Annotated in this window: 29 protein-coding genes and 1 tRNA gene; 16 read left to right on the top strand and 14 right to left on the bottom strand. The window is 41.5% G+C overall.

The annotated features are described in order from the left end of the window. The first annotated feature begins 16 nt into the window (after positions 1–16). The gene (locus A3K91_RS11640) at positions 17–622 is read left to right on the top strand and encodes a methyltransferase domain-containing protein (RefSeq protein ID WP_062845412.1); all 606 of its coding nucleotides are present in this window, start codon (positions 17–19) and stop codon (positions 620–622) included. Here A3K91_RS11640 and A3K91_RS11635 read toward each other — a convergent pair. Then, positions 600–1,268, bottom strand: a complete 669-nt coding sequence (locus A3K91_RS11635; RefSeq protein WP_062845411.1) for an HD domain-containing protein — start codon at positions 1,266–1,268, stop codon at positions 600–602. The genes A3K91_RS11640 and A3K91_RS11635 overlap by 23 nt on opposite strands. A gap of 164 nt (positions 1,269–1,432) precedes the next feature. Continuing rightward, entirely contained in the window at positions 1,433–2,365 is a 933-nt protein-coding gene (locus tag A3K91_RS11630) for a hydrogen peroxide-inducible genes activator (RefSeq protein ID WP_062845410.1), read from the bottom strand. A 316-nt stretch (positions 2,366–2,681) separates the two neighbouring features. Between A3K91_RS11630 and ahpC the strand changes: the two genes are divergently transcribed. Continuing rightward, positions 2,682–3,248: an alkyl hydroperoxide reductase subunit C gene (gene ahpC / locus A3K91_RS11625; RefSeq protein ID WP_062845409.1), complete on the top strand. Its 567-nt coding sequence runs from the start codon at positions 2,682–2,684 to the stop codon at positions 3,246–3,248. Positions 3,249–3,415: 167 nt separating this feature from the next. Here the strand turns inward: ahpC and A3K91_RS11620 are convergent, their stop codons facing one another. After that, a complete protein-coding gene (locus tag A3K91_RS11620; RefSeq protein WP_062845408.1) occupies positions 3,416–3,667 on the bottom strand; it encodes an HP1242/YdcH family protein in 252 nt (83 codons plus the stop codon). A 465-nt stretch (positions 3,668–4,132) separates the two neighbouring features. Between A3K91_RS11620 and ahpF the strand changes: the two genes are divergently transcribed. Beyond that, positions 4,133–5,710 carry an alkyl hydroperoxide reductase subunit F gene (ahpF, locus tag A3K91_RS11615; protein WP_062845407.1) on the top strand — a complete coding sequence of 526 codons (1,578 nt, stop codon included), beginning with the start codon at positions 4,133–4,135 and terminating at the stop codon, positions 5,708–5,710. Between the two features lie 56 nt (positions 5,711–5,766). Here ahpF and A3K91_RS11610 read toward each other — a convergent pair whose 3' ends face one another. Both A3K91_RS11610 and A3K91_RS11605 read right to left on the bottom strand, forming a co-directional pair. Next, positions 5,767–6,630 carry a bile acid:sodium symporter family protein gene (locus tag A3K91_RS11610; RefSeq protein ID WP_062845406.1) on the bottom strand — a complete coding sequence of 288 codons (864 nt, stop codon included), beginning with the start codon at positions 6,628–6,630 and terminating at the stop codon, positions 5,767–5,769. Between the two features lie 344 nt (positions 6,631–6,974). Then, positions 6,975–7,718: a glutathione S-transferase family protein gene (locus tag A3K91_RS11605; RefSeq protein WP_062845405.1), complete on the bottom strand. Its 744-nt coding sequence runs from the start codon at positions 7,716–7,718 to the stop codon at positions 6,975–6,977. Between the two features lie 222 nt (positions 7,719–7,940). Between A3K91_RS11605 and A3K91_RS11600 the strand changes: the two genes are divergently transcribed. From A3K91_RS11600 to A3K91_RS11590, 3 genes are read left to right on the top strand one after another with little or no spacing between them, the layout of a single operon-like run. Then, entirely contained in the window at positions 7,941–8,810 is an 870-nt protein-coding gene (locus A3K91_RS11600; RefSeq protein WP_062845404.1) for a hypothetical protein, read from the top strand. Between the two features lie 54 nt (positions 8,811–8,864). Continuing rightward, positions 8,865–9,710 (top strand): hypothetical protein, encoded by an 846-nt coding sequence (locus tag A3K91_RS11595; RefSeq protein WP_062845403.1) that lies wholly within the window; start codon positions 8,865–8,867, stop codon positions 9,708–9,710. 21 nt (positions 9,711–9,731) lie between these two features. Further along, positions 9,732–10,559, top strand: coding sequence for a hypothetical protein (locus A3K91_RS11590; RefSeq protein ID WP_062845402.1), 828 nt, complete (start codon positions 9,732–9,734; stop codon positions 10,557–10,559). Between the two features lie 93 nt (positions 10,560–10,652). Here the strand turns inward: A3K91_RS11590 and A3K91_RS11585 are convergent, their stop codons facing one another. From A3K91_RS11585 to A3K91_RS11570, 4 genes are all read right to left on the bottom strand, one after another. Beyond that, positions 10,653–10,985, bottom strand: a complete 333-nt coding sequence (locus tag A3K91_RS11585) for a protein tyrosine phosphatase family protein (RefSeq protein WP_062845401.1) — start codon at positions 10,983–10,985, stop codon at positions 10,653–10,655. Positions 10,986–11,285: 300 nt separating this feature from the next. Then, entirely contained in the window at positions 11,286–11,612 is a 327-nt protein-coding gene (locus tag A3K91_RS11580; protein ID WP_062845400.1) for a protein tyrosine phosphatase family protein, read from the bottom strand. A 224-nt stretch (positions 11,613–11,836) separates the two neighbouring features. Next, complete coding sequence (locus A3K91_RS11575) at positions 11,837–13,546, bottom strand: SulP family inorganic anion transporter (protein ID WP_062845399.1); 1,710 nt, start codon at positions 13,544–13,546, stop codon at positions 11,837–11,839. 55 nt (positions 13,547–13,601) lie between these two features. Next, positions 13,602–13,892, bottom strand: coding sequence for an ArsR/SmtB family transcription factor (locus A3K91_RS11570; RefSeq protein WP_062846005.1), 291 nt, complete (start codon positions 13,890–13,892; stop codon positions 13,602–13,604). A gap of 397 nt (positions 13,893–14,289) precedes the next feature. On the opposite strand from A3K91_RS11570, the gene A3K91_RS11565 reads away from it, so the two are divergent. Together A3K91_RS11565 and trxC are read left to right on the top strand one after the other, a co-directional pair. Further along, positions 14,290–15,156, top strand: a complete 867-nt coding sequence (locus A3K91_RS11565; protein WP_062845398.1) for an MBL fold metallo-hydrolase — start codon at positions 14,290–14,292, stop codon at positions 15,154–15,156. A 48-nt stretch (positions 15,157–15,204) separates the two neighbouring features. After that, positions 15,205–15,642: a thioredoxin TrxC gene (trxC, locus tag A3K91_RS11560; protein ID WP_062845397.1), complete on the top strand. Its 438-nt coding sequence runs from the start codon at positions 15,205–15,207 to the stop codon at positions 15,640–15,642. Positions 15,643–15,825: 183 nt separating this feature from the next. Here trxC and A3K91_RS11555 read toward each other — a convergent pair whose 3' ends face one another. From A3K91_RS11555 to A3K91_RS11540, 4 genes are all read right to left on the bottom strand, one after another. After that, positions 15,826–16,227, bottom strand: coding sequence for a hypothetical protein (locus A3K91_RS11555; protein WP_062845396.1), 402 nt, complete (start codon positions 16,225–16,227; stop codon positions 15,826–15,828). A gap of 164 nt (positions 16,228–16,391) precedes the next feature. After that, positions 16,392–16,751, bottom strand: a complete 360-nt coding sequence (locus A3K91_RS11550; protein ID WP_062845395.1) for a SirB2 family protein — start codon at positions 16,749–16,751, stop codon at positions 16,392–16,394. An 89-nt stretch (positions 16,752–16,840) separates the two neighbouring features. Continuing rightward, positions 16,841–17,164, bottom strand: a complete 324-nt coding sequence (locus tag A3K91_RS11545; protein WP_062845394.1) for a BolA family protein — start codon at positions 17,162–17,164, stop codon at positions 16,841–16,843. Positions 17,165–17,368: 204 nt separating this feature from the next. Continuing rightward, on the bottom strand, positions 17,369–18,181 hold the full coding sequence (locus A3K91_RS11540; protein WP_062845393.1) for a M48 family metallopeptidase: 813 nt from the start codon (positions 18,179–18,181) through the stop codon (positions 17,369–17,371). 558 nt (positions 18,182–18,739) lie between these two features. On the opposite strand from A3K91_RS11540, the gene A3K91_RS11535 reads away from it, so the two are divergent. The 5 genes from A3K91_RS11535 (at position 18,740) to A3K91_RS11515 (ending at position 21,890) form a co-directional block, all read left to right on the top strand. Continuing rightward, positions 18,740–18,814, top strand: a tRNA-Gly gene (locus tag A3K91_RS11535). A gap of 856 nt (positions 18,815–19,670) precedes the next feature. Then, positions 19,671–20,030: a hypothetical protein gene (locus tag A3K91_RS11530; protein ID WP_062845392.1), complete on the top strand. Its 360-nt coding sequence runs from the start codon at positions 19,671–19,673 to the stop codon at positions 20,028–20,030. Between the two features lie 180 nt (positions 20,031–20,210). Continuing rightward, positions 20,211–20,939: a BLUF domain-containing protein gene (locus tag A3K91_RS11525; RefSeq protein WP_062845391.1), complete on the top strand. Its 729-nt coding sequence runs from the start codon at positions 20,211–20,213 to the stop codon at positions 20,937–20,939. A 4-nt stretch (positions 20,940–20,943) separates the two neighbouring features. Further along, positions 20,944–21,477, top strand: a complete 534-nt coding sequence (locus A3K91_RS11520; protein ID WP_062845390.1) for a GTP-binding protein — start codon at positions 20,944–20,946, stop codon at positions 21,475–21,477. Positions 21,478–21,485: 8 nt separating this feature from the next. Then, a complete protein-coding gene (locus tag A3K91_RS11515) occupies positions 21,486–21,890 on the top strand; it encodes a roadblock/LC7 domain-containing protein (RefSeq protein ID WP_136139151.1) in 405 nt (134 codons plus the stop codon). A gap of 40 nt (positions 21,891–21,930) precedes the next feature. Here the strand turns inward: A3K91_RS11515 and A3K91_RS11510 are convergent, their stop codons facing one another. Next, a complete protein-coding gene (locus tag A3K91_RS11510; protein ID WP_062845388.1) occupies positions 21,931–22,836 on the bottom strand; it encodes a LysR family transcriptional regulator in 906 nt (301 codons plus the stop codon). A 136-nt stretch (positions 22,837–22,972) separates the two neighbouring features. On the opposite strand from A3K91_RS11510, the gene A3K91_RS11505 reads away from it, so the two are divergent. The 3 genes from A3K91_RS11505 to A3K91_RS11495 all read left to right on the top strand — a co-directional run bounded on the left by A3K91_RS11505 (position 22,973) and on the right by A3K91_RS11495 (position 24,860). Further along, positions 22,973–23,371 (top strand): DoxX family protein, encoded by a 399-nt coding sequence (locus A3K91_RS11505; RefSeq protein ID WP_062845387.1) that lies wholly within the window; start codon positions 22,973–22,975, stop codon positions 23,369–23,371. A 192-nt stretch (positions 23,372–23,563) separates the two neighbouring features. Continuing rightward, on the top strand, positions 23,564–24,118 hold the full coding sequence (locus tag A3K91_RS11500; protein WP_062845386.1) for an NADPH-dependent FMN reductase: 555 nt from the start codon (positions 23,564–23,566) through the stop codon (positions 24,116–24,118). Next, positions 24,108–24,860 (top strand): YoaK family protein, encoded by a 753-nt coding sequence (locus A3K91_RS11495; protein WP_228139864.1) that lies wholly within the window; start codon positions 24,108–24,110, stop codon positions 24,858–24,860. The genes A3K91_RS11500 and A3K91_RS11495 overlap by 11 nt, the downstream gene beginning before the upstream one ends. Positions 24,861–24,963 lie beyond the last annotated feature (103 nt).

Raw genomic sequence — 24,963 nt, 5'->3', positions numbered from 1 at the left:
AAGACAAGGAAGTCAAATGGAACAGGTCAGTGAAGCCAAATTTTGGCAGCAGCGTTATGAACAAGACAGTATCGGCTGGGACATGGGTGAGGTGTCACCGCCGCTCAAAGCTTATATCGACCAATTGCCTGAATCGGCTAAAGACCAAGCCATTTTAGTAGCGGGTGCAGGCAATGCTTATGAAGTTGGTTACTTGCATGAGCAAGGCTTTACTGACGTGACCTTGGTTGATTTTGCGCCAGCACCGATTGCGGCATTTGCTCAGCGCTATCCTAAGTTTCCCACCAAAAATCTGATTTGTGCCGATTTTTTTACTTTGTCAGCTGAGGACCATCAGTTTGATTGGGTACTTGAACAGACGTTTTTTTGTGCGATTGATCCGTCGCGCCGTGACGAGTATGTCAAGCAGATGGCAGCGCTACTCAAGCCTAATGGCAAACTAGTAGGTCTGTTATTTGATAAAGTGTTTGGGCGAGATGAGCCGCCGTTTGGCGGCACAAAAGCGGAGTATCAACAGCGTTTTGAGAGTCACTTTGAGATTGATATCATGGCGCCCAGTCATAACTCGCACTCAGCACGGCAGGGGAGTGAGTTGTTTATCAAGATGCGCGTAAAAGGTTGATTTCATGTTCTATGTTTGCGCGAGCCTGCGTCTCTAGCTGCTGATAATGCTCAGTGAGATACAAGCGCGAGTGTGCCAACAAGGTCTGTAATACCTGCGTGCGACCCGTTTTATAATCTGCCATAGGTACATGCGCATACTCTTGACGGATGGCTTGTGCATAGTGCTCATACTCAGGCCAAGGCATGCCTAATATGCTTAAATCCATGTCCAGAAAATAAGCGGCATCACTGCGGTTATCCTTATCTGCCAACTCAGTTAATTGGTGAGTCGCCGTCATCATAATCAAGTCGTAGATATGTTGGCATTGCTGGTCATTCAAATAATGGACCAGTTTATCTGACATATACTCAGCGCTTTTTAGCTCGTTGTCTGAGCGCATCGGATTGTATATCACATCATGATAATACAAAGCCAACGCAATGATATGAGGCTGGTGAAAATGCTGGCGAATGTGTTCAAATTGAAAAAACAGCTGCTGGATATGACGTAAGCTATGATAAGCACGCTGAATCTCATTGTAATGCGCAGCAATATCGAGCCACAGAGTGCGTGACTCTGCTGGCGTAATATCGCTATTGAGCGCAAATAGATGCTGCGAAAAACGATTGCCAAGCTCAGAATTCATCTGTGACAAATCTCTCATAATCACCTTGATTATTTATCTATCGTCGTTATGGTCAATCCAATATAAAATACATACAGGGCTGCCAGCGTCTATTTTCTTGCTTGCTGCGCCTCCGCAGACAGAGGCTACGAAAATATATTGCGGGCAATGCCTTATTATGGTTGTACCTTTTTTATTTAGGATCAACTATATTTATCAGCATCTTTCGATCCGCTCTGAGCCGCATCTTCAAACGCTTGTTTAAATAGCTTGCCAAGTAGATTGACATCATCGACACGGGCATAGTTTAGACGGGTCACAAAGGCAATGTGACGATGTGGTCCTTCTTCTGCCAGTGGTACTGCTACGGCGTTCTGATCTTGTAAATTGAGCTGATCCAGCGCCATCTCAGGCACCAATGTTGTTCCCATATTAGCAAGAGCCATCTGGATAAGAGTGTTGAGACTGGCATCCGAAAAACTGGACTTCATTTGTGTGCGGTCGAAGTGGCAGACGGACAGCGTTTGATCAGTTAGGCAATGCCCTTCACCCAATAGCATCAGATTGGCAGTGGCCAGCTCATCAGAATTAATAGTATCAAGCTTAGCATGCACGTCGTTTTTTGGAAAAACAGCAAAGAAATCTTCGCTCCAAAACTCAAAGCTGTGTAGTCCGTCTACTGCATACGGCAACGCAATGATAGCGGTATCAATATGACCATAACGCACCTGCTCGAGCAGGCGCTCTGTTTGCTGCTCAACGATACTCATGCGAAACTCTGGATAGTGTTTTCGTAGAGCAGGCAATACTTTGGGCAATAAATAAGGGGCAATGGTGGGGATAATACCAACTGTCATGGGGTAAGCAAGCGCAGACTGATGACTGTGTGCTCGTGTGGTCAAATCGTTCACTTCAGAAAATACCCGCTGAGCTCGCGCTAAAATATCTTCGCCGATTGGGGTAATCAATACTTGCTTGTTGTTACGCTCAAAAATCTGCGTATCCAGTTGTTTCTCTAACTCTGCAATACCTAAGCTCAGCGCAGACTGTGAGATATTGCAGTCCTCTGCGGCACGTTTGAAATGTCGGTGTTTGGCCACGGCTAGAGCGAATTCAAGTTGACGTAAAGTAATCATAAGACCTCTTCTATTAATGGGCTTTCGGTGTAGTTTATGATGTTGATCGACTCGGTACAGCGGTTCAAGACAATTATTCGACATCATCGGTTATTAATGTTCTTAATAAAATTGTCACTTACCTATAGTAAACTGAGAATAAAAGTAGAGAGAATAGTTTAACAAGTTTAATAAAACAAAACATCACATTAAAAAGTTTTAACTGGATTAACGATAGAATTCGCGTATAGTTTGTCAGGTAGCCCAGAACGTAGAAGGCTTAATAGAAAAACCAGATAAATATGTTCCACTTAACTTAACAATAAAGGAGCCAATCATGGCGTCTATTATCAATCAAGAAATCCCAGAATTTTCAGCAGATGCGTATGTAAATGGTGAATTCAAAACCATCACTTCAGAAGACGTAAAAGGCAACTGGGCAATTTTCCTATTTTACCCAGCTGATTTCACTTTTGTTTGCCCAACTGAGCTAGAAGATATGGCCGCTCATTACGACGAGCTAAAAGGTTTGGGCGTAGAAGTATACTCAGTATCGACTGACACGCATTTTACGCACAAAGCATGGCATGATTCTTCAGAAGCGATCGGCAAAGTAAATTACCCAATGATTGGCGATCCTACTGGTAAAATTACTCGTGGCTTCAACGTCATGATCGAAGAAGCAGGTTTGGCTGAGCGCGGTACGTTCTTAGTTGATCCTGATGGCCTGATCCAAGTAGCTGAAATCCATGCAGGCGGTATCGGCCGTAGTGCAAAAGACATGCTACGTAAAGTAAAAGCAGCACAATACGTTCGTGAGAACGATGGTGAAGTTTGTCCAGCAGCTTGGGAACAAGGTGGCGACACTTTGAAGCCAAGTCTTGATCTTGTTGGTAAAATCTAATATTCAAATAATTATCTTATAAAGAGCAGTTATTTTATAAAGATAATCACTGAATATAGTAAAGGCTCTATCAGCGATGATAGAGCCTTTTTTAATGGGCTAAATATGGTTTGTAACACTAGATTTATTATAACAATAGGCTAACGTCTTAAGAAAATAGACGTGGATCACTCGCTCAAAGCGTGTGGTTTGTTTTTCTCAATCACTCTGTAAATTTCATCTTTAAGATGCAATTTTCGTCGCTTCATATGTTCTATTTCTTCTTCGCGACTGGCATGCTGTACCACATCTTTTTCAAGCTGGTTGATTTGCTGATCAAGCTCAGTATGCTCATCAAAAATACTCGCAAAATGGCTGTCTTTTTGCTTAAGTTCAGCAATGATCTCTTTATTGTCTTGAAATGTTTCCGTCTTTCTCATCTGGTCATCCTTATTATGAGGCGCAAATTTGCGACAGGCGATCGCGCAGTATGGTTAAGATTCTAAGACTTAAATAGTATTGAAACAGAAAACTATCTGACTCAATGCCAGCAAAAAAACTTTTAAAGCACAAATACAAAAGCCAATTTGCCATAGGGGTAGTGAGAAGTTTTCTCACTACCCTCATTCGATTGTAGCGAAAAAACACCATTGATACTACGGTAATAAATCGTCTTTAGGTTTATATTTAATTATATAATTTGATTTATGATTGGTTTTATAAAACATAAGGTTTGGGTTTCTCAGCTTGCTCATACTGCCAGAACCTATGATAATAGGGACATCAAAGGGCATTACACCGTTGCCCAAACTGTTTTAAATACAATGACTCACAATAACTGATTAACATTTAAGTACGCAACAAGACAGTTGCCGTTACATATCCAGTAATAATAAGGAACAAACATGATAGATCAAGCATTATTAGATGCCGTAAAGAGCTATAGCGAAAACATGACTCGTCCTATTACCTTTGTATTGGGTAGTGGCGAACATAACAAGCGTGCTGAATTGATTGATTTTTTAACCAAAATTGCAGGTACGACTGACAAAATTAACTTCGATGCAGAAGCGACTGACGATAGTTTGTCGAGCGCAATTAGTTTCAAAGTAGTCAGTCACATTGATGGAGAATCGGCTGATACAGGTATCGTATTTAGCGGTATTCCTGGTGGGCATGAATTTACGTCATTGATTTTGGCAATCTTGCAAGCTGGCGGTCACACCTTAAAGTTGGATGAAGGTATCCAAAAATTAGTTAAGCGTTTTAATAAGCCATTGCAGTTTCAGACATATGTATCATTGTCTTGCCACAGCTGTCCTGAAGTGGTGCAAGCCTTGAATCAGTTTGCGTTACTCAATGACGACATCAGCAACGAGATGATTGATGGTGCATTGTTCCAAGAACAAGTAGAAGCGAACAAAATCCAAGGTGTACCAGCGGTATTTTTAAACGGAAAACCGTTTGCCAATGGTTTGATCGACACGGCTAAATTAATCGGAAAACTACAAGAACAGTTCCCAGATTTGTTGGCAGACGTCGAAGACGATGCTGAGCAATTGGAACAGCAAGATGTCACTATCATCGGTGCTGGTCCTGCAGGCGTTGCAGCAGCCATTTACACAGCACGTAAAGGTCTTAAAGTTACAATGGTCGCTGATCGTATCGGTGGGCAGGTTAAAGACACGCAAGATATCGAAAACCTGATCTCTGTGCCTTTGACCAATGGTACTGACTTATCGACCAATTTCGTCAAGCATTTATCTGAATACAACATCACGCTAAAAGAGCATGTGAGTGTCAAAGATATCGGCGAGACGGAAGAAGAAAACTACAGCATCAACCTAAATACTGGTGAGTCGTTTGAAACGCGTAGTATTATCTTAGCGACAGGTGCCCAGTGGCGCAAGCTTGGTGTACCGGGTGAAGAAGAAAACATCGGTAAAGGCGTGGCGTTTTGTGCTCACTGTGATGGTCCATTCTTTAAAGGCAAAGACATCTCAGTCATTGGCGGTGGTAACTCAGGTGTTGAGGCTGCATTAGATTTGGCTGGTATCGTCAAGCATGTCACCGTGCTAGAGTTTGCTGATGAGTTAAAAGCGGATCAAGTATTGATTAATAAAGCCAAAGAAAAATCTAATATCGAATTTATCACTGGTGCCGCGACCCAAGAGATCAAAGCGACTGACGGTAAAGTGTCTTCTATCGTTTATCAAGATCGCAGCACGGGTGAAACTCATGAGCGTGATTTATCAGGCGTGTTTGTACAGATTGGTTTAGTGCCAAACACTGGGTTTATCAAAGGTTTTGTCGATTTAAACCGTTTTGGTGAAATTGAGATTGATGAGCGCTGCCGCACCGATCGTAAAGGTATTTTTGCTTGTGGTGATGTGACAACCGTACCATTTAAGCAAATCAATATTGCAATGGGTGAAGGTAGTAAAGCGGCACTGTCAGCGTTTGAATATTTGGTTATGCAGTAAGTTATGTAGTTTCAGATGAAGAAGCCACCTCAAATTGAGGTGGTTTTTTTGTACGATTATCCGCTCTTGTTTCGAATTAAAGCAATAACGGGTAATGCTACCACGTACATCAAAACCCCATACACAGCGGCTGGTAGGGCAATGGCTGGTAGCCCCGCTGCTGTACCCATAATAATCGGCGCTAGAGTAATGGCTGTCGTGCTGTTCTGAATACTGGTTTCTATGGAGATGGTTTTGGTATCAAACCAGCTCAGCTTAAATAACTGAGAGGTCAAAATACTCAAGACGAACAACCCCATAATAATCAATATAAGCTCTACGCCAATATTGGTAAGCTGCGACTGTAGCAACGCCCAGTTAGAGGCAATAGCAGCAAAAACAATTAAAACAAAGAAGATACTGGCTAAGCCGTTTAGAATACCGCTTCTACGTATCATAAAGTTAGTGAACTTATAACGAGCGAGCATACCCAGCGTAACAGGTAATGTCGTCAACAAAAACATTACTAATCCAATTTTTACAGCGCTGATGGAGCCTGCTTGATCTTGCATAAAGTGGTCAAAGGCTAAGGTGATAAAGATGGGCAACGTCACGACTGATAACAAACTGACCACGCCTGTGAGTGCAACCGATAACGCCACATTACCTTTGGCATAATAGGTGAGAATATTGCTGGTGACACCGCCTGGGCAAAAACTGATTAACATAATGCCAAAAGCCATGGCAGGTGGTGGCACCATGACCAGCACTACCGCCAATGCCACCAGTGGCACGAATATCACTTGATTGACTAAACCCACAAAAAACGCTTTGGGATGACTAGCGATTACCTTGAAGTCACTGGGTTTTAATCCTGTACCTAAGGTAAACATAATGTAGGCAAGTGCCAGTGGAAGTAAAGCGAGGGCAGTGTTATCCATAAAACATTCCTTGTAAAATGACACTCAAGCTAGGACGATTTTTACATCACTCACATTCCTTGTGACGATATTTTTTAGCGGCTACCTATAGGTTCTTTAGGGGCTACAAAACACAATAACATACGACAAGAAGGGTCTTCTAATACTAAGACTGTCGCAGTAGTCCATTTTGCTATCTTTAATCCTAAATAAAAAAGGCACAACAATGATAATGGACTGCCAACGATATGTGTTCGTAGCCTCTGCCTAAAGGCACAGCAAGCAAGAAAATATGACGTTGGCAGCACTGTATTTATTTTATATTGGAGCGACTATATCTCATAATTTATGGTGTTTTTACAAGGTTAATTCGCTAATACGCCAGCCAGTGAAATGATCTTACCTGTCTCGTCTTCTGTAATAATCCGCGTCTCTTTTAAAGCAGTTTTGATCCAAGTGTCCATGTGCGGGTTGTTTATCATCATCTGACAATACTGCTGAGTCGTTGGTTGTAACGTTAATCCAGAAGCTTTGGCGTAGGTTTGTAAACGTAGAACCACAGGGGCAAAAAAAGCATCGGCAACCGTAAAACATCCAAATAGGTAGCTGTCTGATGAGCGGTTTTTTAAGCAATCAGCAAAGATGGCTTCAATACGGGCGATATCTGCTAAGCAAGCGCTGCTTGGTTGTATCTTAGCTGTCGCTCGGATATTCATTGGCATCTCATTACGAATACCTGTCATCCCTGAATGCATCTCTGCCACGATACTTTGGCAGTAAGCGCTATCTATTCTATGACGATTGTCGCCCTTATTTACCTCAGATTTAAGGTTTCCTGTCCAAATGTCTGTGTCTGTCAAAAAACTATTGGCATAAATGGCAATCGCTAACGTGTCCCAAACGGTGACTTTTTGATCGCCTTGACCGCAGACGAGTACGGGTACTTTACCCGTTGGCGCATGCTCGTTAAGTATGGGCGAGGCTGACGAATCAAACAGCTCGATGGGCTGCTCCTCAAACTCAATCTCAAAGACTTTTAAGAGTAGCCATGCTCGCAATGACCAAGAGGAGTAGTTTTTATTACCGATGATCAATAGTGGTTTTTGCACAGTCGCATCCTATATTTTTGAGAGAGTAGCATTGTAGTATGCCGTCAAACTTGTTTGGAGGCTACGATAAATGTGGTATTGATTTTAGGAAACAAGTGTTCTTCTTCGCAAAATGATTTACTACTTGTCAAACTATATTAGTTAACGTATGTTTAGTAAAATTTATTGTCTGAACTATAGATAAACTGATTAATGATAAAAGGATAGTGAAAGGAGCCTGTTTTGCCTTATCTGAAAAAATTGACTTTAAAGTACCTAACATTAGTAGCCACTATTGGTTATATGTTTTTTGGTAGCCACGCATTCGCGAACATACCTAAAACCAATACCCCTATATCGAACAAAAGCCTTATAGCTAATACCTTAAAACCTTATTATCCGCATGATAATAAGAAACTTCATTGCCAAAGTGTGATAGTTGATTCACATTCTTATGGTGTTTTCTCTAATAGTGATAACAAAGCTGGTTATTGTGTTGAGATAGATCGTCAAGTTATGGTCGATACCGATAGAGGCAAACGACTTTATATATTAGTCACTGGCGATATTAAGTTTGGTGAGCACGATGATGGACTGATAGACGTTAATGATGCCCTCTTTTATCCAGGCTTGGTAGGTATGTTTGTTTTAAAGCCAAATGGCAACGACTGGGAAGTAGAATCGGCAAGTCCTATTATGAGTGCGGGTCCACAAGGTATGGGACTACGTGATTGGAAGTTGATGCGCTTTGCTCCCAACACCTGGGGCTTTGTAAATGAGGATGGTTATGAGTATTTAGGTTATACAGAAACCCGTTTGGTTATATTAACGCCTAATGGGCAAAATATTATAAAAAGCACCATCAGTAACAGTAACTATAGTGCTTATACTGATCTTTGTAACGATGCGATAAAACAGGTCTGCGATGATATTAAAGCCAAACTCCAGCCGATTGATACGAGTAAGGTTGTTGATGGTTTTTATCCTTTAAGATTTACCGTTAACGGTCGAAAAGATAATAAGGTTTATAAAAATTCACGCTATCGCTTTTATTATAAAAAAGGTAAAGGTTATCAAATTCCTGCTAGCTATCCTATAGGCTCAGAAAGCTAGATGAGTTGGATTATTGATAGACGTGAAAGTTGACCCATTAAAATAAGAGAAAGCATGACAAATCCTACATTATTGAAAATAATCTTAAGTGCTATTGGTACGATAGCATTTGTAAGCTTATCAAATATTGCCTCAGCAAAGAGCGTTAATGAAATTCTAGATAAATACTATCCTATCTACAATGAGATTAAACAGTGCCGAGGTATTATTGCTAATAATGGCTCTACAATTGATGAAGGTGTCTACCTAAAAAGTGGATACTGCATTAAAGTGGATAGGCAATTGCAAGTACAAACGAAGCAAGGCAAACGTTTATATATATTAGTTATTGGAGATGTATCATTTCATGAAGAAGGCGGAAATGATTCTGGTTCTCATGCTGACACTGGACTGGTCGGCATGTTTGTTTTAAAGCCAAAAGGTGATAGCTGGGAAGTGGAATATGCCAAGCCTGCGATGAATGCAGGCAGCTCTGGTCAGGGCTTAAAAGATTGGAAGCTCATAAAGATCGCTCCTAATTTGTGGGGTTTTATCAATATTCATAGCGACTCCCATGGTAGTGCTTCGTTTTCTGAATATATATTGTTAGCACCAGACGCTGAGTCAAAAAAGGTGACAGACAGTCATATTACGGCAAAAGTGACCATGGAAAACAATCCATTCGCACCATCGGGTTGTAGTAAAGATAAGAATATAGATTACTGTGCATGGATTAAAGCGAAACTTGGCATCGATAAGACGATAGTTGTTAATGGTTTTTACCCATTGGAAATAACGGTTAATGGCTATGAATATAACCATAAAGGAACGGAAAAAAAGACCTATAAAAATCAGGTCTACAAAATAAACTACGAGCTAAAAAAGGGCTATCAAGCGCCTAAAAACTATCCATTACACTGATGTTATTCAATTGAGGTATGTATGGCGTACGCTAAATTATGTAGATCAACAATCAGTTTAAGATTGCTTTTTAGTTTTGGATCATTAGGCTTTGCCACTCATACAATTGCTGCTGATAGCGTGATGGATGTCTTAAAGCCTTACTATCCGCTTTATAACGAAGCGTTACAGTGTCATGGTGTGATTGCACCGTCAGGTTCAGTAAATGGCGTAACGAATGAGCCATATATGGCGGGTTATTGTATCGATATTGATAGGCAGAAAGTGATAGATACTGATGAGGGCAAGCGCTTATATATATTGATTACAGGTGATGTCAGCTTTGATGAGAATGGTGAAAAAGTTTTACACGGTCATGCTAGTAGTGGCTTAGTTGGTATGTTTGTTTTAAAGCCTAAAAATGAAGGTTGGCAAGTTGAGTCGGCCAATCCTTATATGAATGCAGGAAGTTCTGGTTATGGGTTAGGTGGCTGGGATTTAAAGCAGTTCGCCCCTAGTACGTGGGGCTTTATGAATGAGCATAGCGATACGCATCAAGGTTATACCAGCACAAGCTTTGTCATATTGACGCCAAAAGGTCGCGGTATAATGGAGAATTGGATTAGAGCAGGTTTTAATAGCGATGGCTCAGACAGTTGTGGCGGTCAAGGGCAGCGTCGTTGTAATGATAGAAGTGCTGACTTAGCAATTGATACTAGTAAAACAGTTAACGGGTTTTACCCTCTAAAATTAACGATTAATGGCTATAACAAAGGTAAAAATTATAAAGACAGTGTTTATTATCTCAAGTATCGAAAAGACAAAGGCTACATACAGCCTGATAATTATCCATTGAAAGATATCTATTAATAAAAGATCGTAATACTATTTTAAGTATAAAAAAGCGCCCATCCAAAATCTGGACGGGCGTTTTTTAGCGATGATATGTTTTTTAGTACTATATTAGTCGTCTAACAAATCCATTTGCTTAGCGGCTGCATAGATACCATTTGAGCGATTACCTGTGCGGCAAAAGATAAGCATGGGCTGCTCGGCTTGGTTAAAAAAGTCTGCAAATGCTTCAACGTGGGTTTGATTAAGCTCATTACCCGCAAAAGAAATCTCTTTATAAGCAAGGCCAGCTTCTTTAGCAGCCGCTTCAATCTCAGCGCTGGTCGGTTGATTTGGCTCTTCACCATCTGGACGGTTATTGATGATGGTTTTAAAACCATTTTCGGCGATCATCGGTACTTGGTCTGGGGTGATTTGTCCAGTAAAACTGACTTGATGACTCATAAGTGATCCTTATTATTTTCTATAGTAGGAAGAGATAGGTTGATATAAAAGCACAATGTCCAAGCATAAGTGAAATGGGTTATTTTCTAAAGGCAAAGAACGTAAACAACAGACAACATTGTCTCAGCCGTGACCGTAGCCTTTATACTCAACTTTTCTATATCCAATCCAAGATAAAAGCAGCACGTACGATTATCATATTCTATAGAGATAAATATCGTTGCTGGCTGCTTGCAAGAATGCCAGAGGCGACAAGGACAGTTGCCTCAGTAGAACCGTATGCTTTTTAAAATAGAGTGATTATAGTAACCCTTGCATCAATGCGCTTTGATACAGTAATTTGGCGCGAGCACCCGTGCCACAAAACATCAAGATGGGTTTTGGCATTGAACGATAAAACGCGGCAAACTGCTCAACAGTGGCCATACTCAGACGCTCATCATCGAAGGGCAGATAATGATAAGTCAAGTTGGCTTCTTTAGTGGCATGACTAAAGTCAACGCTATTTGGCTGAGTTTCTGTTTCGGCATCAGGGCGTATATTGAGCACGGAGCGATAGCCAAGTTCCGCAATTTTGAGACATTGGCTTGGGTAAATTTGCTTGTAAATCGTTAAATTGTCAGTCATAAGTAAGGTCATTCGCGTATATGAAGAGGCATTTGACTCAAGAACGAGGTAACTAATAGCGATTTTCTAAGGTTATTGGCTACTATCTTTCAGTACGATTTTCTTAAGTCCATTATGTCTAAAGCTTATAAGGATTTAGCATAACACAGCTGGCATGATATCGGTATTTTGTCACAGACAATAATAATTCTTAAGAATTTAACAACATGAGGTTTATAAAAATTTTAAATGTCTTTAAGCGCATCCACCGCATCCATAGTACTTAAATACACATGGCCTGACAGCTCTGTAATAATGGGGGTATTTTCAATAATATCCATCACAGGCCCTTTGATAAAACTAAAATTCAGGTGCTTATTTTGACTCAGTAGCTCTTTATTGAGGCTGATGAGCATCTCTTGTCCTGTCAGATCAATGTGATTGACCGCTGACATAATCAGAACAATCTCATGGGCGTCTGGATACTGGCGAGTGGCTTGGACGACGCGGTGATGGACAGACTCACTATTACCAAAAAATATACTCTCATCGATACGTAACATCAATAGGTTGCTAAAGGTCACCACGTTATGGCGGTTAATGTTGCGAAAATGACCAGTCCCTGCCAATTGACCAACAATGGCAACGTGCGGCTTGCTTGATTGCCAAATTAAGCTTGCAAAAGACACCATAAGACCGATGACCAAACCTGTATTGAGACCAAATATCAATACTCCCACGAATGCTGACATAAAGCTTGCGGCATCTAGGCGATCACGTTGCCATGCAGCCTGCAACGTTGCCACATCAATCAGACTAATAATAGAAGCCATGATGGTGGCGCCCAATAAAGCGTAGGGCAGGGGTGCCAATGCATTACCAAAAGCAATCAAAGCGGCGATCATGACTAGCACTGTCACTAGACTTGCCACTGGTGTTTTGGCACCTGAATCTGAATTGATGGCCGTTCGCGAAAATCCGCCAGCGACGGCAAAGCTTTGGAAAAATCCACCTGCCATATTGGCCAGCCCTAAGCCAGTCAGCTCGCGATTGGCATCAAAGGACTCACCGCGCAGACGCGCATAGTTGTTGGCAACCGAGCTGCTTGAAACAAAGATAATCAAGGCCATCAGCCCCGCACCAGGTAGCAAATCGAGCACTTCATCGAAGTTTGGTACATAAGGTAAAGTAAAGGTAGGGAGGCCTTGCGGAATACTACCAATAGTCGCCACGCCTTTTGTGGACCAATGCAGGCCGATGCTCAGGACGATGGCAATGACCAATAGGATAAGTGGAAATAAGCGCTCGGCCCATTTGGCATAGGATGATGATAGCCAAGATTGCCACACCCATTTACTACCGTAGCGATTGGCAACCAAGAGCATAAAAGCGATCACACCGATTAAGAGTGTCAGCGGATGCAGCTGGCGCGCATACATCTGCATACTTGATAAATAACCGATTAAGCCATTGCCTGCGATCGGAATAGCCGTCACGTATTTTAACTGACTGATAAAAATCAATACGGCAGCGCCACTAATAAAACCAGCAGATACCCCGCGACTGATGAATTGCATGATCCAGCCAAGCTTGAGCCGACCTGCCAACCACAATAGCGTACCGACCATCAATGATAGCAAACTTGCCATGAGTGCATATTGCTGAACACCTTGTGATGCATAAGGGTGCAAACTACTGGCAGTCATAATAGCAGTGATCGCAACAGGCCCGACTGCTTGAACGCTACTTGAGCCGATCCAAGCATAAACAATCACCGGTACGATTGCTGCATACAGCCCATAAACAGGTGGCAATCCTGCCAGTACTGCATAACCTAAGCTTTGGGGAATGACCAACACGCCAACCACCAAGCCTGCGATAATATCAGTTGGCAGGGTAGAGGGTTGGTACTGGCGCAACCAAGCAGGAATCAGACGAGCCAATATAGAAGGCATAATAATATGTCATCACAATAAAAAATGAATTACGTTCAAACCTTAAGTAAACAAGCTATTCAGCTGTTTTGGCACAAAAGCGTTCGTATAATAACTGTAGCACTGCAAACGCATCATCACTGGCGATGCTATAGTAAACCTGCTTACCATCGCGGCGAGTCTTGACCAGCTCATCTTTACGTAAGATACCCAGTTGCTGTGATAAGCTTGGTTGACCAACACCGACTAAGTTCTCAAGCTCACTGACACAAAATTCACCTTGCGTCAGCTGACATAAAAGCAATAAGCGATCAGGGTGCGATAGTGATTTTAGTAATTGGCTGGCTTGCATCGAGGCCTTTCGCATTTGTTCAGAGAGGTCTTTAGGGACGGTATCTGCTGCGTTGGTCAGTATGTTATCACTAGTGCCATTAGTGGATTTGCTCAATGCTGAAGTAGAAGTAGACAGAGTGAGCTCCTTATGTAGAGTATAAATGTCAGATTTGTGAATAAAATATATTGAATTATCAATGATATTCAGTGTGACAGCAAGTTATTGTTTTTTACATTATATAAATTGATAAAATGTTTATTGATGGTTATATTGGTCTGTGTAAAGAAAAGTTATATTGGTCTGTGTAAAGAAAAGTTATATTGGTCTGTGTAAAGAAAAAGAGTAGGGCAAATAATCTCGATTAAAACCCCATATCATACATAATACGCTCTTAAAAATTAATATATCGTTTAAAAGTAAAGAGGCTGCCATGCAAGTTCATTCTTTCTTACATAGTGACACAGAAACCTACACTCATATACTCGCGGATACTCAGCAGCAAGTTTGTGCGCTTATCGATCCTGTATTGGATTTCGATGCGAAGTCAGGCCATACCAGCTCCATAAGTGTGGATGAGGTTATCGATTTTGTGCGTGAACAAGGTTGGGAGCTGCTCTACATCATAGAGACCCATGCCCATGCTGATCATTTATCAGCGGCCATGCATGTCAAAGAGGCGCTCGGTGGGCAACTGGTCATCGGTCAGCATATCACTGAAGTGCAAAAAACATTCAAGAAAATTTTTAATTTTGATACCAGTTTTCGTACCGATGCGAGCCAATTTGATATTTTGACCAATGATGGTGATACATTGAAGGTTGGTGATATCCTCATCACAGTGATGCATGTGCCTGGGCATACACAGGCTGATACTGCTTATATAGCGGCTGATGAAGAAAAAACTGTGGTCTTCGTCGGAGACACTTTATTTGCTCCTGACGTAGGGACGGCTCGTTGTGATTTTCCAGGCGGTGATGCCAAAACCCTATATCAATCCATCCAAAAACTATTGGCACTGCCAGATGATACGATAATATATCTGTGTCATGACTATCCAAGTGCAGGTCGTAAGCACTGTCCGACGACCACAGTCGCTGCGCAAAAACTGGGAAATATTCATGTCAAAGACGGTATCAATGAAGCAGAGTTTGTGCAGATGCGTGAGCGCCGCGATGCGACTTTGGAGATGCCTCGCTTAATTATTCCAGCGGTACAAGTCAATATTGATGCAGGTCACTTACCAGATCCAGAAGCCAATGGTGTGCGTTATCTAAAAGTACCACTCAACGCCCTTTGATAGGACGTTCGGAGTCAATAGCCATTATATTTGTAGGAGAAACCCTCAATGAGTGAACAAAACGTGCATTTGGTATGTCCACATTGCCAAGCAACCAATCGTGTACCTATGGCAAGACTCAGTGCAACACCAAATTGTGGTAAATGTGGTCAACCCTTACTGACAGGTAATCCTCACGAGTTGAATGCACAAACGGTTAATAAGATTATTCAAAAAAATGAGGTACTGACCATCGTTGATTTTTGGGCAAGCTGGTGTCAACCTTGTCTTATGATGGCACCGCAGTTCAAAGCCGCTGCCAGCCAATTGCCGCAAGTGGTCTTTGCTAAAATACAAACCGATAAATATGAGCAAGCCGCCGCACCTTATAATATTCGTAGCTTGCCAACCATGGTTGCTTTTAAACATGGTAAAGAAGTCGCACGACAGTCAGGTGCCCTGCCTAGTGATCAAATCGTCCAATGGGTACGCAGTCTCAGGACTTAGCGCTACATTCATCCTTATAAGCCTGAATACTATAAGTACTATGAGCGTAGACAGTATCCATTAAAAAAGCCAATACACAATCACTGTATTGGCTTTTTATATATTGGTTCTGCGGTAATAATAGCTAATAGCGTTTGAAACCCTATGGAAAAACGACGCTAGAGGGCTACATGATTATAGCAATTATTCACCATAAATCTTAATGCCATTGGCAAAGCTACAACGTTGAATACGAGCAGATTGAACGATTGCATCGCGCTCACCATATAGTCTTGATAGTTTGACATCGCGAGCTTTGGTGTCGTTGCTTTTGCCAACGCCAAAGCTGATATTGGGTGAAATACCCCAACGTCCCGCCGATACCCCAACACCGACACCTGACGTCGATAGCGTTGAGCGCTCATTGTTTGCATCCGCTACATAGCGATTGACGCGAGTGTATTCTTGATTCAATGCTTGACAATCATAATTTTGATACGTACTAGGTGGTACATATTGGGGCGTGACATTGCCTGTAGACGCACAGCCTGAGAGACCGAAAACGCCAGCTATTGCCAGTAATGCCCCTGTAGTAAGAGTTTTCATAGCGCCTCCATTAGGCTTCATGTGTAGTTGCATTCAGTTAAGACAGCAAAAATGATGTGATTAAGACATTGAGAATATATCGATTACTCAGTGGTTTTCAATTCTATCAGTGTGACGATTTGTGCCGCTTTGTACTATCTCATTTTCAAAATACTGTTTGATTATCAAAATAAGTTTTCAGGCTTGATAAAGGCTAATATCACGATTCCGATATATGCCACAGCAGCAATGAGAATGCCTGTTTTTCTTTGACCAGAGGTAGCATGAGGGTTAAAGGCTTTTACACTAGCGCTAATCGCCGCAATAAGTAAAACGATTTTGGCAAACACCCACTGTATGGGTGCATTGACACTCATCAGCTGCATGAGCATGACTGCCCCTGAGACAATAACGAGCGCATAGACAATATGATTGGCAATCTTGATTGCTCGCGGCGCTTGTCTGTTGGCACCCAAGACCAAAGCGCTTTGATATAAAAACAACACAATGGCCAGTACTGCCATGAGCATGTGTAAATGTTTCATTGGATAGGACTTCCTCTAAAAATATGGTGTTCAAGCGTGGCTATAATGTCTTAGGACTATGTGATTAAAACACCGTTTTCAAGCTTTCTTTAAACTTTGTTTTGTCCGGCGCATAATGGACTAGTAGGGCTCTGACCTTGCCACTCTGTCGGTGTATAGGCATGGATAGCCAAGGCATGTACATTACCACCTTGTGATGTCAAAAGGGCATTCACTAATTCATATACTAACTGATGGCGGGCAACCAAACGTTTGCCTTCAAAAGCCTCACTAACCACAGTCAGCTTAAAGTGACTCTCTTTACCTTCAAAATAACCAGCATGACTCATAGATTCATTGACCAGCTCTAGATGTTGTGGTTGCAACGCTTGTAGCTCAGCGTCAAGGGCATCGGCAGTTGGAGTGTTACTCATAATGGTCCTTCAAGATAGTTTGCTAAATGAGGTTAGACAATCTGTGATTGATATATGTCAGTTATTATAGCAGACGTCATAAGTATTAGGAGTCGTTGTCACCTCCGTCAGATACCTAAGCGTGCATACAAGACATAAAAAAGCAGAGCACCCTCTATAAATGGCGCTCTGCTAGCATTATTTAACAATTTTTAAGGATGTCGATTAACGACGTGCCTTTTGGTATAACGGCATCACCTTAGGCATGAGTGACTGCAAGCTGGCGATACGGTTGCTGCTGGCAGGGTGAGTGCTTAAGAACTCTGGTGGCTCGCCTTGGCTGGCACGCTGCATTTTTTGCCATAAGGTTACAGCCGCTTGTGGGTTGTAGCCTGCACGTGCCATTAGCTCTAGACCGATTTGGTCTGCTTCCGCTTCTTGTGTACGGCTGTGAGGACGACTTAACCCTAAGTCACCGGCGACATTGGCCAGATCAGCTTGACCTTGCGACAAACCAAAGATACTGGCTGCGACACCGATACCTGTCTGTGTGGCGTATTGGCGTGACAGACGCTCACGTGAGTGCTCACGTAACGCGTGCGACATCTCATGGCCCATAATGGCTGCAATCTCATCATCAGTCAGATTCAAGCGATCAATGATGCCTGAATAGAACATGATCTTACCGCCTGGCAATACGAACGCGTTTAGCTCATTGGACTTAATGGTATGTACTTCCCATTGCCATTTTGCAGCATCTGGACGATAGACACCAACTTGACCGACCAAACGATTGGCGATGTTTTTCAAACGATTTAGCTGGGCGGTGTTGGTATCGAGTACACGCTTTGCTCTGGCTTCTTGTATCGTCTTGGCATAGCTTTGTGCTGATAGTTGCAATACTTGCTCACTTGAGACCAAAAGTAGCTGCTGGCGATCAACGCCCACAGCGCCAGTACTGGTTGTGCTTGAACAACCTGTCAATGTCAGTGCCGACAATGAAGCGGCCATCACAGTGGTGGTTAGTAATTTTTTCATGATAAGAATCCTCGCTATAAATAATAAAATAAGTTAGACAAAAGGGCGATACAGGCAGTAGATAAAAAGGCAGTCTTTTATTAATGTTTTACTTGCTCTTATCAATCTACCGATACGGTAAAATTTTACCTCAACCGCTATTGCCCATGAGTATAATAATGTTAACAAGCCAAATCCAAGGCAGGAATAGTAACAACGCACCATAGGATTGTAAGTGACGGATAAGAACTTAATCAAAATGCGGTCTTTTTTATGTTTATCGAAAGGGTTGATGAAACGGAAGCATCAAGTAATGTCTGAGAAAACCTTTAGGTTTAAATAATGAGATACAATTGAGCGTTAACCTTAGCGTTCGGATAAAATAATAATAGAATGCCTAGGTGATAATAGGTGTCATTAAATCAATGGGTTATGCTGGATACTCATATAAAGCGGCAATAAAAGCCAAAATATTTTAAATTAATTTTAAAAAAGGTGTTGACACCCTCAGAATATTTGATAGAATAGCCAGCCTATCGAGACGTAGTAGTTGTTAAAAACACTATGATTTGATAATAAGCGGGAATAGCTCAGTGGTAGAGCATAACCTTGCCAAGGTTGGGGTCGAGAGTTCGAATCTCTTTTCCCGCTCCAAATATGGCTTGAAAAAGCACTAAAATCCTCATTTCTTATATTAGAAATGAGGATTTTTTTTTGTGTAAAATTTAATTGAGTCTGCTGAATTATTATAAAACTAACGTCACAATATCTTGCTTAACCTCTCTAAGTTATTCTCACATTACCATGTTCATCAGCATTTTTTAAGTTTCGTTCCTCTATTCAGTGATCTTGTTTAATTCTATCTTTTCTCTAAAAACTCAACGTATCAGTTTTAGGTAAATATAAGCCTTATACACCTCATAGAAATAAAGTCATTTCTGTAGACCGCTACCTTTGTATTTTATCCTCAAAAATTATGAATCACACGACCAATTTGATCATCATTCAAACGGTTAATGAGTGCTTTTTTTACAAGCAGTGAATAATTATTCATAACCTTTTTTTGTGTTTCAGTACCTCATAATTTCCTATCACTGTTCATATGATATGGTTTGAAAAGCAGTCTTTTTTCAACCTCAAAAATTTGCTTTGTATGGGGTAAATCTAAGTCATTACTGAAGATACTCGTAAGTTTCCTACTCAATGGTTGTTATTTGTTCATGAGTGGTCATGACCCTTCCGCTTTTACTCTATTAAATACAATATAATGACCGCAGCTACAATGAATACGTTTTATTTACGTGTACGATATATTTTTTGTACCAAAAAAAACAATTGAATAAGATTATTTCACTATTATAACTTGCTTAAATTTGCAGTAATACTTTTAAGAATATCTAACAAATACTTGCAGGATTTATTTGTTCAGTGCCATGTAAAAATAGTGAAAAATGAGCGTATTCTTACAACAAAAATTTTATTCAAATACAAACCCACTAATAGGAAAGTTATGTCAAATATTAACGAAGCTTTAGAAGAATTGATGACTCTTGATGGCGCGATGGGCGGCTGCATTGTTGACTATATGTCAGGTATGGTATTAGGTATGACTGGCGGCGGTGTTGACTTAGAGTTGGCAGCAGCAGGTAACTCACAAGTGGTAAAAGCAAAAGTAGCTACTATGAAGTCGCTAGATATCAAAGGCGAAATTGAAGACATGTTGATTACACTAGAGTCTCAATTACACATCATTCGTCCAACAGCCAAGCACGAAGATTTGTTCATTTACTTGGTACTTGATAAAGCCAAAGCGAACTTAGCGCTAGCACGTCGTAAAGTACAAGCAGTAGAAAATAAACTAGAAGTATAATCTGCTGGACATTGTTTAAGCTCATGACGGGTCTGTCTAACGAGTACTCCTGATTATTCTCAAATAAAAGCAGCAATAAGGGTCTATTTGTCATGTATCTATCATGCATGACAATGACCTGACTGTGGACAGCTATCGCCGTTTGGTTACGCTTTAAATGTCTTATTAATTGGTGGCAAAATGAAATGTATTGCATATATCAGCAGAACACCTACAAGTGATCGTAGCGTTCGTATGCCTACTGGATTATCAGACATCATCAGCGTCTCTCGCAAGCATAATCCACAATCGCAAATTACTGGCATTATCTCGTATCGAGAAGGGCAGTATCTGCAAATAATTGAAGGGCCTTATGCTGAAGTTGACAAGTTGATGGCCAAAATAGCAGCCGATCCTAGACATGAAGATCTTTGGGTTTTTCTTGATGGGCCTGTGGAGAAACGTAGCTTTGACAGTTGGGCGGTTAATGTCTTTGATTTTGTCGATCAAAATGCTTTGCTCAATACTTTCGTTGAAAACCATATGTCGGTCTTGACAGGTTTTGATGACTATCAAAAAAGTCGTATTCAACCCTTTATCGACATAAAGCAATCTGACGCTGTGCTTGAAAAACATTATGAAGATAAAGATCTTAGATTGTTGGCTTGGCCTGATTTGAACACAGTCAGTCAGCCTCAATTGGTGATGAATCTGTGCATTAAATTGACCAAAAAACCTTATCCATTCAATGCATTGGCTAATAGTGGTGAATTTGGAGCGCCACATGAAGTCACACAAATGATCAGAGCATTTGACCAGTCGGGCTTATTGAGTATTACTGAATCAGAGCCAGTGAAAGAACAAATCGTTGTTGAAAAAAAGCCTAATAAATTTTATGGTGCCATCAAAAAATTCTTAGGGATGAGGTAAAAAATTGAATTATCAAAAGCTAGCTATCATTGGTGAGGTAGGTGCCGGAAAGACGCAGCTGGTCAAGACACTCAGTGAGATCAGTCCTATTGAAACAGAAGCGAAATCCAGTATCGATATTGGTAAAGAGTTCACCACAGTGGGTATTGATTACGGGCGAATCACTCTTTCTGAGGATATGGCTTTGGGTATTTATGGTGTGCCAGGTCAAGAGCGGTTTTCTTTTTTGTGGGAGTTTGTCAATCAATCGCTATGGGGATTGCTCATTTTGATCAAGCATGGTGAGACGCCTGACTATGCCAATTTAGACAAGTTACTGCATTTTTTTGCGCCAGAAAAAAACCAAACCACTTGTATTGTAGGTATCACCCATTGTGAAGGTGCGGACAAGCAAAGCGTCATCGCGCTGGGTCAAGAAATTAGAGTGATGCTGATGCAGCATAATGTGGTTGCGCCCGTGATCAATACAGATCCTAGAAGCAAAGAGTCCGCTGTGTCTCTTCTGTCTTTATTTAATACTCTTAACAACCAAGATTGATGTTCGATATGACTACACCAAACGAAAAATCACCTGCAAAAATCGCATTGTTACGTCACATGAAAGCGTTATGTGAAGCCAACAGAGAAATCATATTGGCAAGCCTTTGTACGACAGATGGGTTTCCTATCAGCTGCTTTTCTATCAGCGATCTGAGGAATCAAGCCGATAAGTTTGCAGCGATGAGTAGTACGCTGTCTGCTCTCAGTGATTCATCTGCAACGCAAATGAAGCAAGGCAAATGCGACATCACGATCGTTGAAGCGACTTCTGGCAACATTTTATTTGTCAAAACAGACTATATCGGCAAGCCATGTGTATTGACGGTGGTTGCACAAAACAGAATGACTTTGGCAGAAGCCAGATATAAAACCAAAAAACTGATGGGTGAAATCGCTGCTATTAGCGAGTAGCGTCCTCACTGAGGCTAGTGTGACATGCTCAACTCGCGCATCAAAAATCATCCCAGTATGGATTGTCACCGAAACGCTCAGCAATAGAGTCAATCAAATAACGGCAACGCTGCGATAAAAACCGGTTTTTTGGATAAACGGCATAGGCATTGAGTGTCGGCAGCTGGTACTGCTGGAGAATAGGCACCAGCTCGCCACGTGCCAATCTTTGATAAGCGATAAAGGTTGGTATAAATGTAATACCGTGCCCTTTTACTGCCAAATCAACCAAAAACTCACCATTGGTGGCTTTGATTTTGGCATGAATCGTATGGTTATGCTTTTTCCCTTGTGCATCCGTTAGCTCAAGATTGCTGGTCTTGCCCAGACCATATTGCAAAAACTCATGATTGTCTAACGCTTCTAGGGTCTCAGGTGTCCCCATCCTTTTTAAATAATCGGGGCTGGCGCAAAGCGCGTAACGAATCAATGCAAGACGCTTGGCTTGGTAGCTAGAATCTTGCAACTTTTTGATACGGATGGCCAATTCATACCCTTCTTCAATCAGGTCAACATGCCGATCCGAAAAATCCAGCTCAAAATCCAGATTAGGATGCTGGCTGGCGTATTCATCAATCACATCGTTCAGATGCATAAGGCCAAAGGTCAAAGGTGCGGTTATCTTCAGCGTGCCCTCAACACGTGTGGGTGCGCCACTGGTTTGCTCGTTCAGCGCATCAACGGCACTTAAGATATTGTTCACTTTTTGGTAATACTGCTCACCCGCTTGAGTCAGGTGAGATTGCCGCGTGGTTCTGCTAATAAGCTGACTGCCTAAACGCGTTTCTAACTCTTTGAGACGGCGACTGACGGCAGATTTGGCAATATTTAATTGTTCAGCCGCTTTAGTAATACTCCCTGCTTCCACGATGCGCACGAACATCGCCATATCTTCTAACTGCCCCATCTTGATCGCCTCACCATTGTTCTAAAATTGAGAACATACATTTATAATTATTGCTGTTTATCCATTTATAGTCAACGCTTATAATGCCATCATTCTTAACACAATATCTCATCAACACTATTTTTGGAGAATCATAATGGACAAATTACAATCATTGAGTGCCCCCATTGGTCGTCTGCTTTTATCAATGATTTTTATTTTTTCAGGTTTTAATAAGATAACAGGATATGCAGCAACTCAAGGCTATATGGAGTCAATGGGTGTACCGGGTATGCTATTACCATTAGTCATTGCGCTTGAGCTATTCGGTGGTATTGCGATTTTGCTTGGATTTAAAGCGCGTCTGATTGCGGTGTTGTTTGTTGGATTTAATATTGTCTCAGCGCTTTTGTTTCATCAGTTCTGGATTGATGCCTCACAGATGAATCCGTTTATGAAAAACATTGCCATAGCAGGTGGTTTTCTGATGATTTTTGCTCATGGCCCAGGTGCTTACTCGATAGATAATAGCCATGCTCGCAAAAGCTCAGTATAGTAATCCTAAATAAAAAAGATACGACAATCATAATCTATTGCCAACGATATATTTTCGTAGCCTCTGTCTGCGAAGGCGCAGCAAGCAAGAAAATATGATGCTGGCAGCGCTGTATTTATTTTATAGTGGATTGACTATAGTGATCCTCAAACAATGCAACAAGCGTTTTATCATCCTATATAAGGAGTCATCATGAGCACACCAATGAAGATTGCCCTAATAATCGGCAGCTTGCGCAAAGCGTCAATCAATCGCAAGTTTGCAGCATATATTGCATCGCAAATGCCAAAGAATGTCATGGTTGAAGAGGTGCATATTGCAGATTTGCCGCTTTATAATCAAGATTATGATGATACAACGATAGACAGCTATGAGCATGTTCGTCAGCAATTAAAAGCCGCTGATGCGGTATTGATTGTCACACCAGAGCACAATCGTACGATGCCCGCCGCACTCAAGAACGTGATTGATATTGCTTCTCGTCCGTATAAAGACAGTGTTTGGCGCGATAAAAAGGTAGCCGTCATGACAGCGTCGCCAAGCAATTATGGGGGTATCAATAGCGGGCTTGATGTACATAAAAGCATGCAAATGTTATCTGCAAAAATGATGATTCACCCAGAAGTGTATCTGAGCCGCGCGACTGAAAGCTTAAACGACGATGGTAGCGTCACTGAACGAACCCAACAATATCTGCAAAAATTCGTTAATGATTTGGTTGCATTCGTAGGAAGTAATGATGCCTAACTCAATATCTGACCAAAATAATAATAGTCCATATAGCAAAGGTAACGAGGCGTTGCCACCAAGTTTTTGGCAACGCTACCAAGCGCCTGTGCTATTGACCATCGTTGGCGGTGCGATTGATACCATTGGTTTTATCGCCTTATTTGGGTTTTTTACGGCACATGTCACAGGGAACTTGGTGATGGCAGGGAGTGGACTGGTCAAAGGTGAGGATGGCTTATGGATTAAGTTGGCGGCCTTGCCGTTATTTGTATTGACCGTAATGCTGACCAAGACTTTTATTGATAAGAGTAAAAAACGAAAACTGATATTAAGTCATCTGTTTCTTGCCGAAGCCTTTTTTTTGACCGCATTTATGATCGCAGGTTTGTATTATCAACCTTTTGTAGGGGCGGGTAGTCTTACAGTCGCACTCACAGGTGGGTTGGGTCTGATTGCCCTTGCCATACGCAATACGGCAAGTAAGACACTGATCAAACATATGAGTCCAACGGTGCTAATGACAGGTAATACCACGCAGCTTGGTATCAATTTGACCGATTATGTTAACAATCGCACACCTGAAAATGCCAAAAAGCTGGGTCATAGCTCAGCATTGGTATTTAGCTTTTTGATTGGCGCATTGGTCGGCGCGCTTTTGTATTTTGAGCTGAGCTTTTGGGCAGTGGGATTATTCGTATTACCAGTACTGTATTTGGCTGTCTTGGCACGTGATGAAGCATTTTTGAGCCATGTTGGCTAGGGCGTTCCATGATTCAATCAGTTAAAAGACAAAATTAAGGGTTAAATAGCATCCTTTTAAAAAAACGCCGTGTCGCAAAGATACGGCGTTTTTTTGTCTCTTA

The organism is Psychrobacter alimentarius, from assembly GCF_001606025.1.
GTDB classification, from domain to species: Bacteria; Pseudomonadota; Gammaproteobacteria; order Pseudomonadales; family Moraxellaceae; genus Psychrobacter; species Psychrobacter alimentarius.
This window is presented reverse-complemented; position numbering and strand designations above follow the sequence as displayed.

Coding starts and splice junctions, on each gene's coding strand:
- A3K91_RS11545 (WP_062845394.1), bottom strand. CDS start 17,164: ATGAGTAACACTCCAACTGCCGATGCCCTTGACGCTGAGCTACAAGCG.
- A3K91_RS11610 (WP_062845406.1), bottom strand. CDS start 6,630: ATGGATAACACTGCCCTCGCTTTACTTCCACTGGCACTTGCCTACATT.
- A3K91_RS11505 (WP_062845387.1), top strand. CDS start 22,973: ATGGACAAATTACAATCATTGAGTGCCCCCATTGGTCGTCTGCTTTTA.
- A3K91_RS11530 (WP_062845392.1), top strand. CDS start 19,671: ATGTCAAATATTAACGAAGCTTTAGAAGAATTGATGACTCTTGATGGC.
- ahpC (WP_062845409.1), top strand. CDS start 2,682: ATGGCGTCTATTATCAATCAAGAAATCCCAGAATTTTCAGCAGATGCG.
- A3K91_RS11565 (WP_062845398.1), top strand. CDS start 14,290: ATGCAAGTTCATTCTTTCTTACATAGTGACACAGAAACCTACACTCAT.
- A3K91_RS11495 (WP_228139864.1), top strand. CDS start 24,108: ATGATGCCTAACTCAATATCTGACCAAAATAATAATAGTCCATATAGC.
- A3K91_RS11515 (WP_136139151.1), top strand. CDS start 21,486: ATGACTACACCAAACGAAAAATCACCTGCAAAAATCGCATTGTTACGT.
- A3K91_RS11630 (WP_062845410.1), bottom strand. CDS start 2,365: ATGATTACTTTACGTCAACTTGAATTCGCTCTAGCCGTGGCCAAACAC.
- A3K91_RS11540 (WP_062845393.1), bottom strand. CDS start 18,181: ATGAAAAAATTACTAACCACCACTGTGATGGCCGCTTCATTGTCGGCA.
- A3K91_RS11570 (WP_062846005.1), bottom strand. CDS start 13,892: ATGCGAAAGGCCTCGATGCAAGCCAGCCAATTACTAAAATCACTATCG.
- A3K91_RS11585 (WP_062845401.1), bottom strand. CDS start 10,985: ATGAGTCATCAAGTCAGTTTTACTGGACAAATCACCCCAGACCAAGTA.
- A3K91_RS11635 (WP_062845411.1), bottom strand. CDS start 1,268: ATGAGAGATTTGTCACAGATGAATTCTGAGCTTGGCAATCGTTTTTCG.
- A3K91_RS11620 (WP_062845408.1), bottom strand. CDS start 3,667: ATGAGAAAGACGGAAACATTTCAAGACAATAAAGAGATCATTGCTGAA.
- A3K91_RS11555 (WP_062845396.1), bottom strand. CDS start 16,227: ATGAAAACTCTTACTACAGGGGCATTACTGGCAATAGCTGGCGTTTTC.
- A3K91_RS11640 (WP_062845412.1), top strand. CDS start 17: ATGGAACAGGTCAGTGAAGCCAAATTTTGGCAGCAGCGTTATGAACAA.
- ahpF (WP_062845407.1), top strand. CDS start 4,133: ATGATAGATCAAGCATTATTAGATGCCGTAAAGAGCTATAGCGAAAAC.
- A3K91_RS11575 (WP_062845399.1), bottom strand. CDS start 13,546: ATGCCTTCTATATTGGCTCGTCTGATTCCTGCTTGGTTGCGCCAGTAC.
- A3K91_RS11500 (WP_062845386.1), top strand. CDS start 23,564: ATGAGCACACCAATGAAGATTGCCCTAATAATCGGCAGCTTGCGCAAA.
- A3K91_RS11550 (WP_062845395.1), bottom strand. CDS start 16,751: ATGAAACATTTACACATGCTCATGGCAGTACTGGCCATTGTGTTGTTT.
- A3K91_RS11525 (WP_062845391.1), top strand. CDS start 20,211: ATGAAATGTATTGCATATATCAGCAGAACACCTACAAGTGATCGTAGC.
- A3K91_RS11590 (WP_062845402.1), top strand. CDS start 9,732: ATGGCGTACGCTAAATTATGTAGATCAACAATCAGTTTAAGATTGCTT.
- A3K91_RS11580 (WP_062845400.1), bottom strand. CDS start 11,612: ATGACTGACAATTTAACGATTTACAAGCAAATTTACCCAAGCCAATGT.
- trxC (WP_062845397.1), top strand. CDS start 15,205: ATGAGTGAACAAAACGTGCATTTGGTATGTCCACATTGCCAAGCAACC.
- A3K91_RS11595 (WP_062845403.1), top strand. CDS start 8,865: ATGACAAATCCTACATTATTGAAAATAATCTTAAGTGCTATTGGTACG.
- A3K91_RS11510 (WP_062845388.1), bottom strand. CDS start 22,836: ATGGGGCAGTTAGAAGATATGGCGATGTTCGTGCGCATCGTGGAAGCA.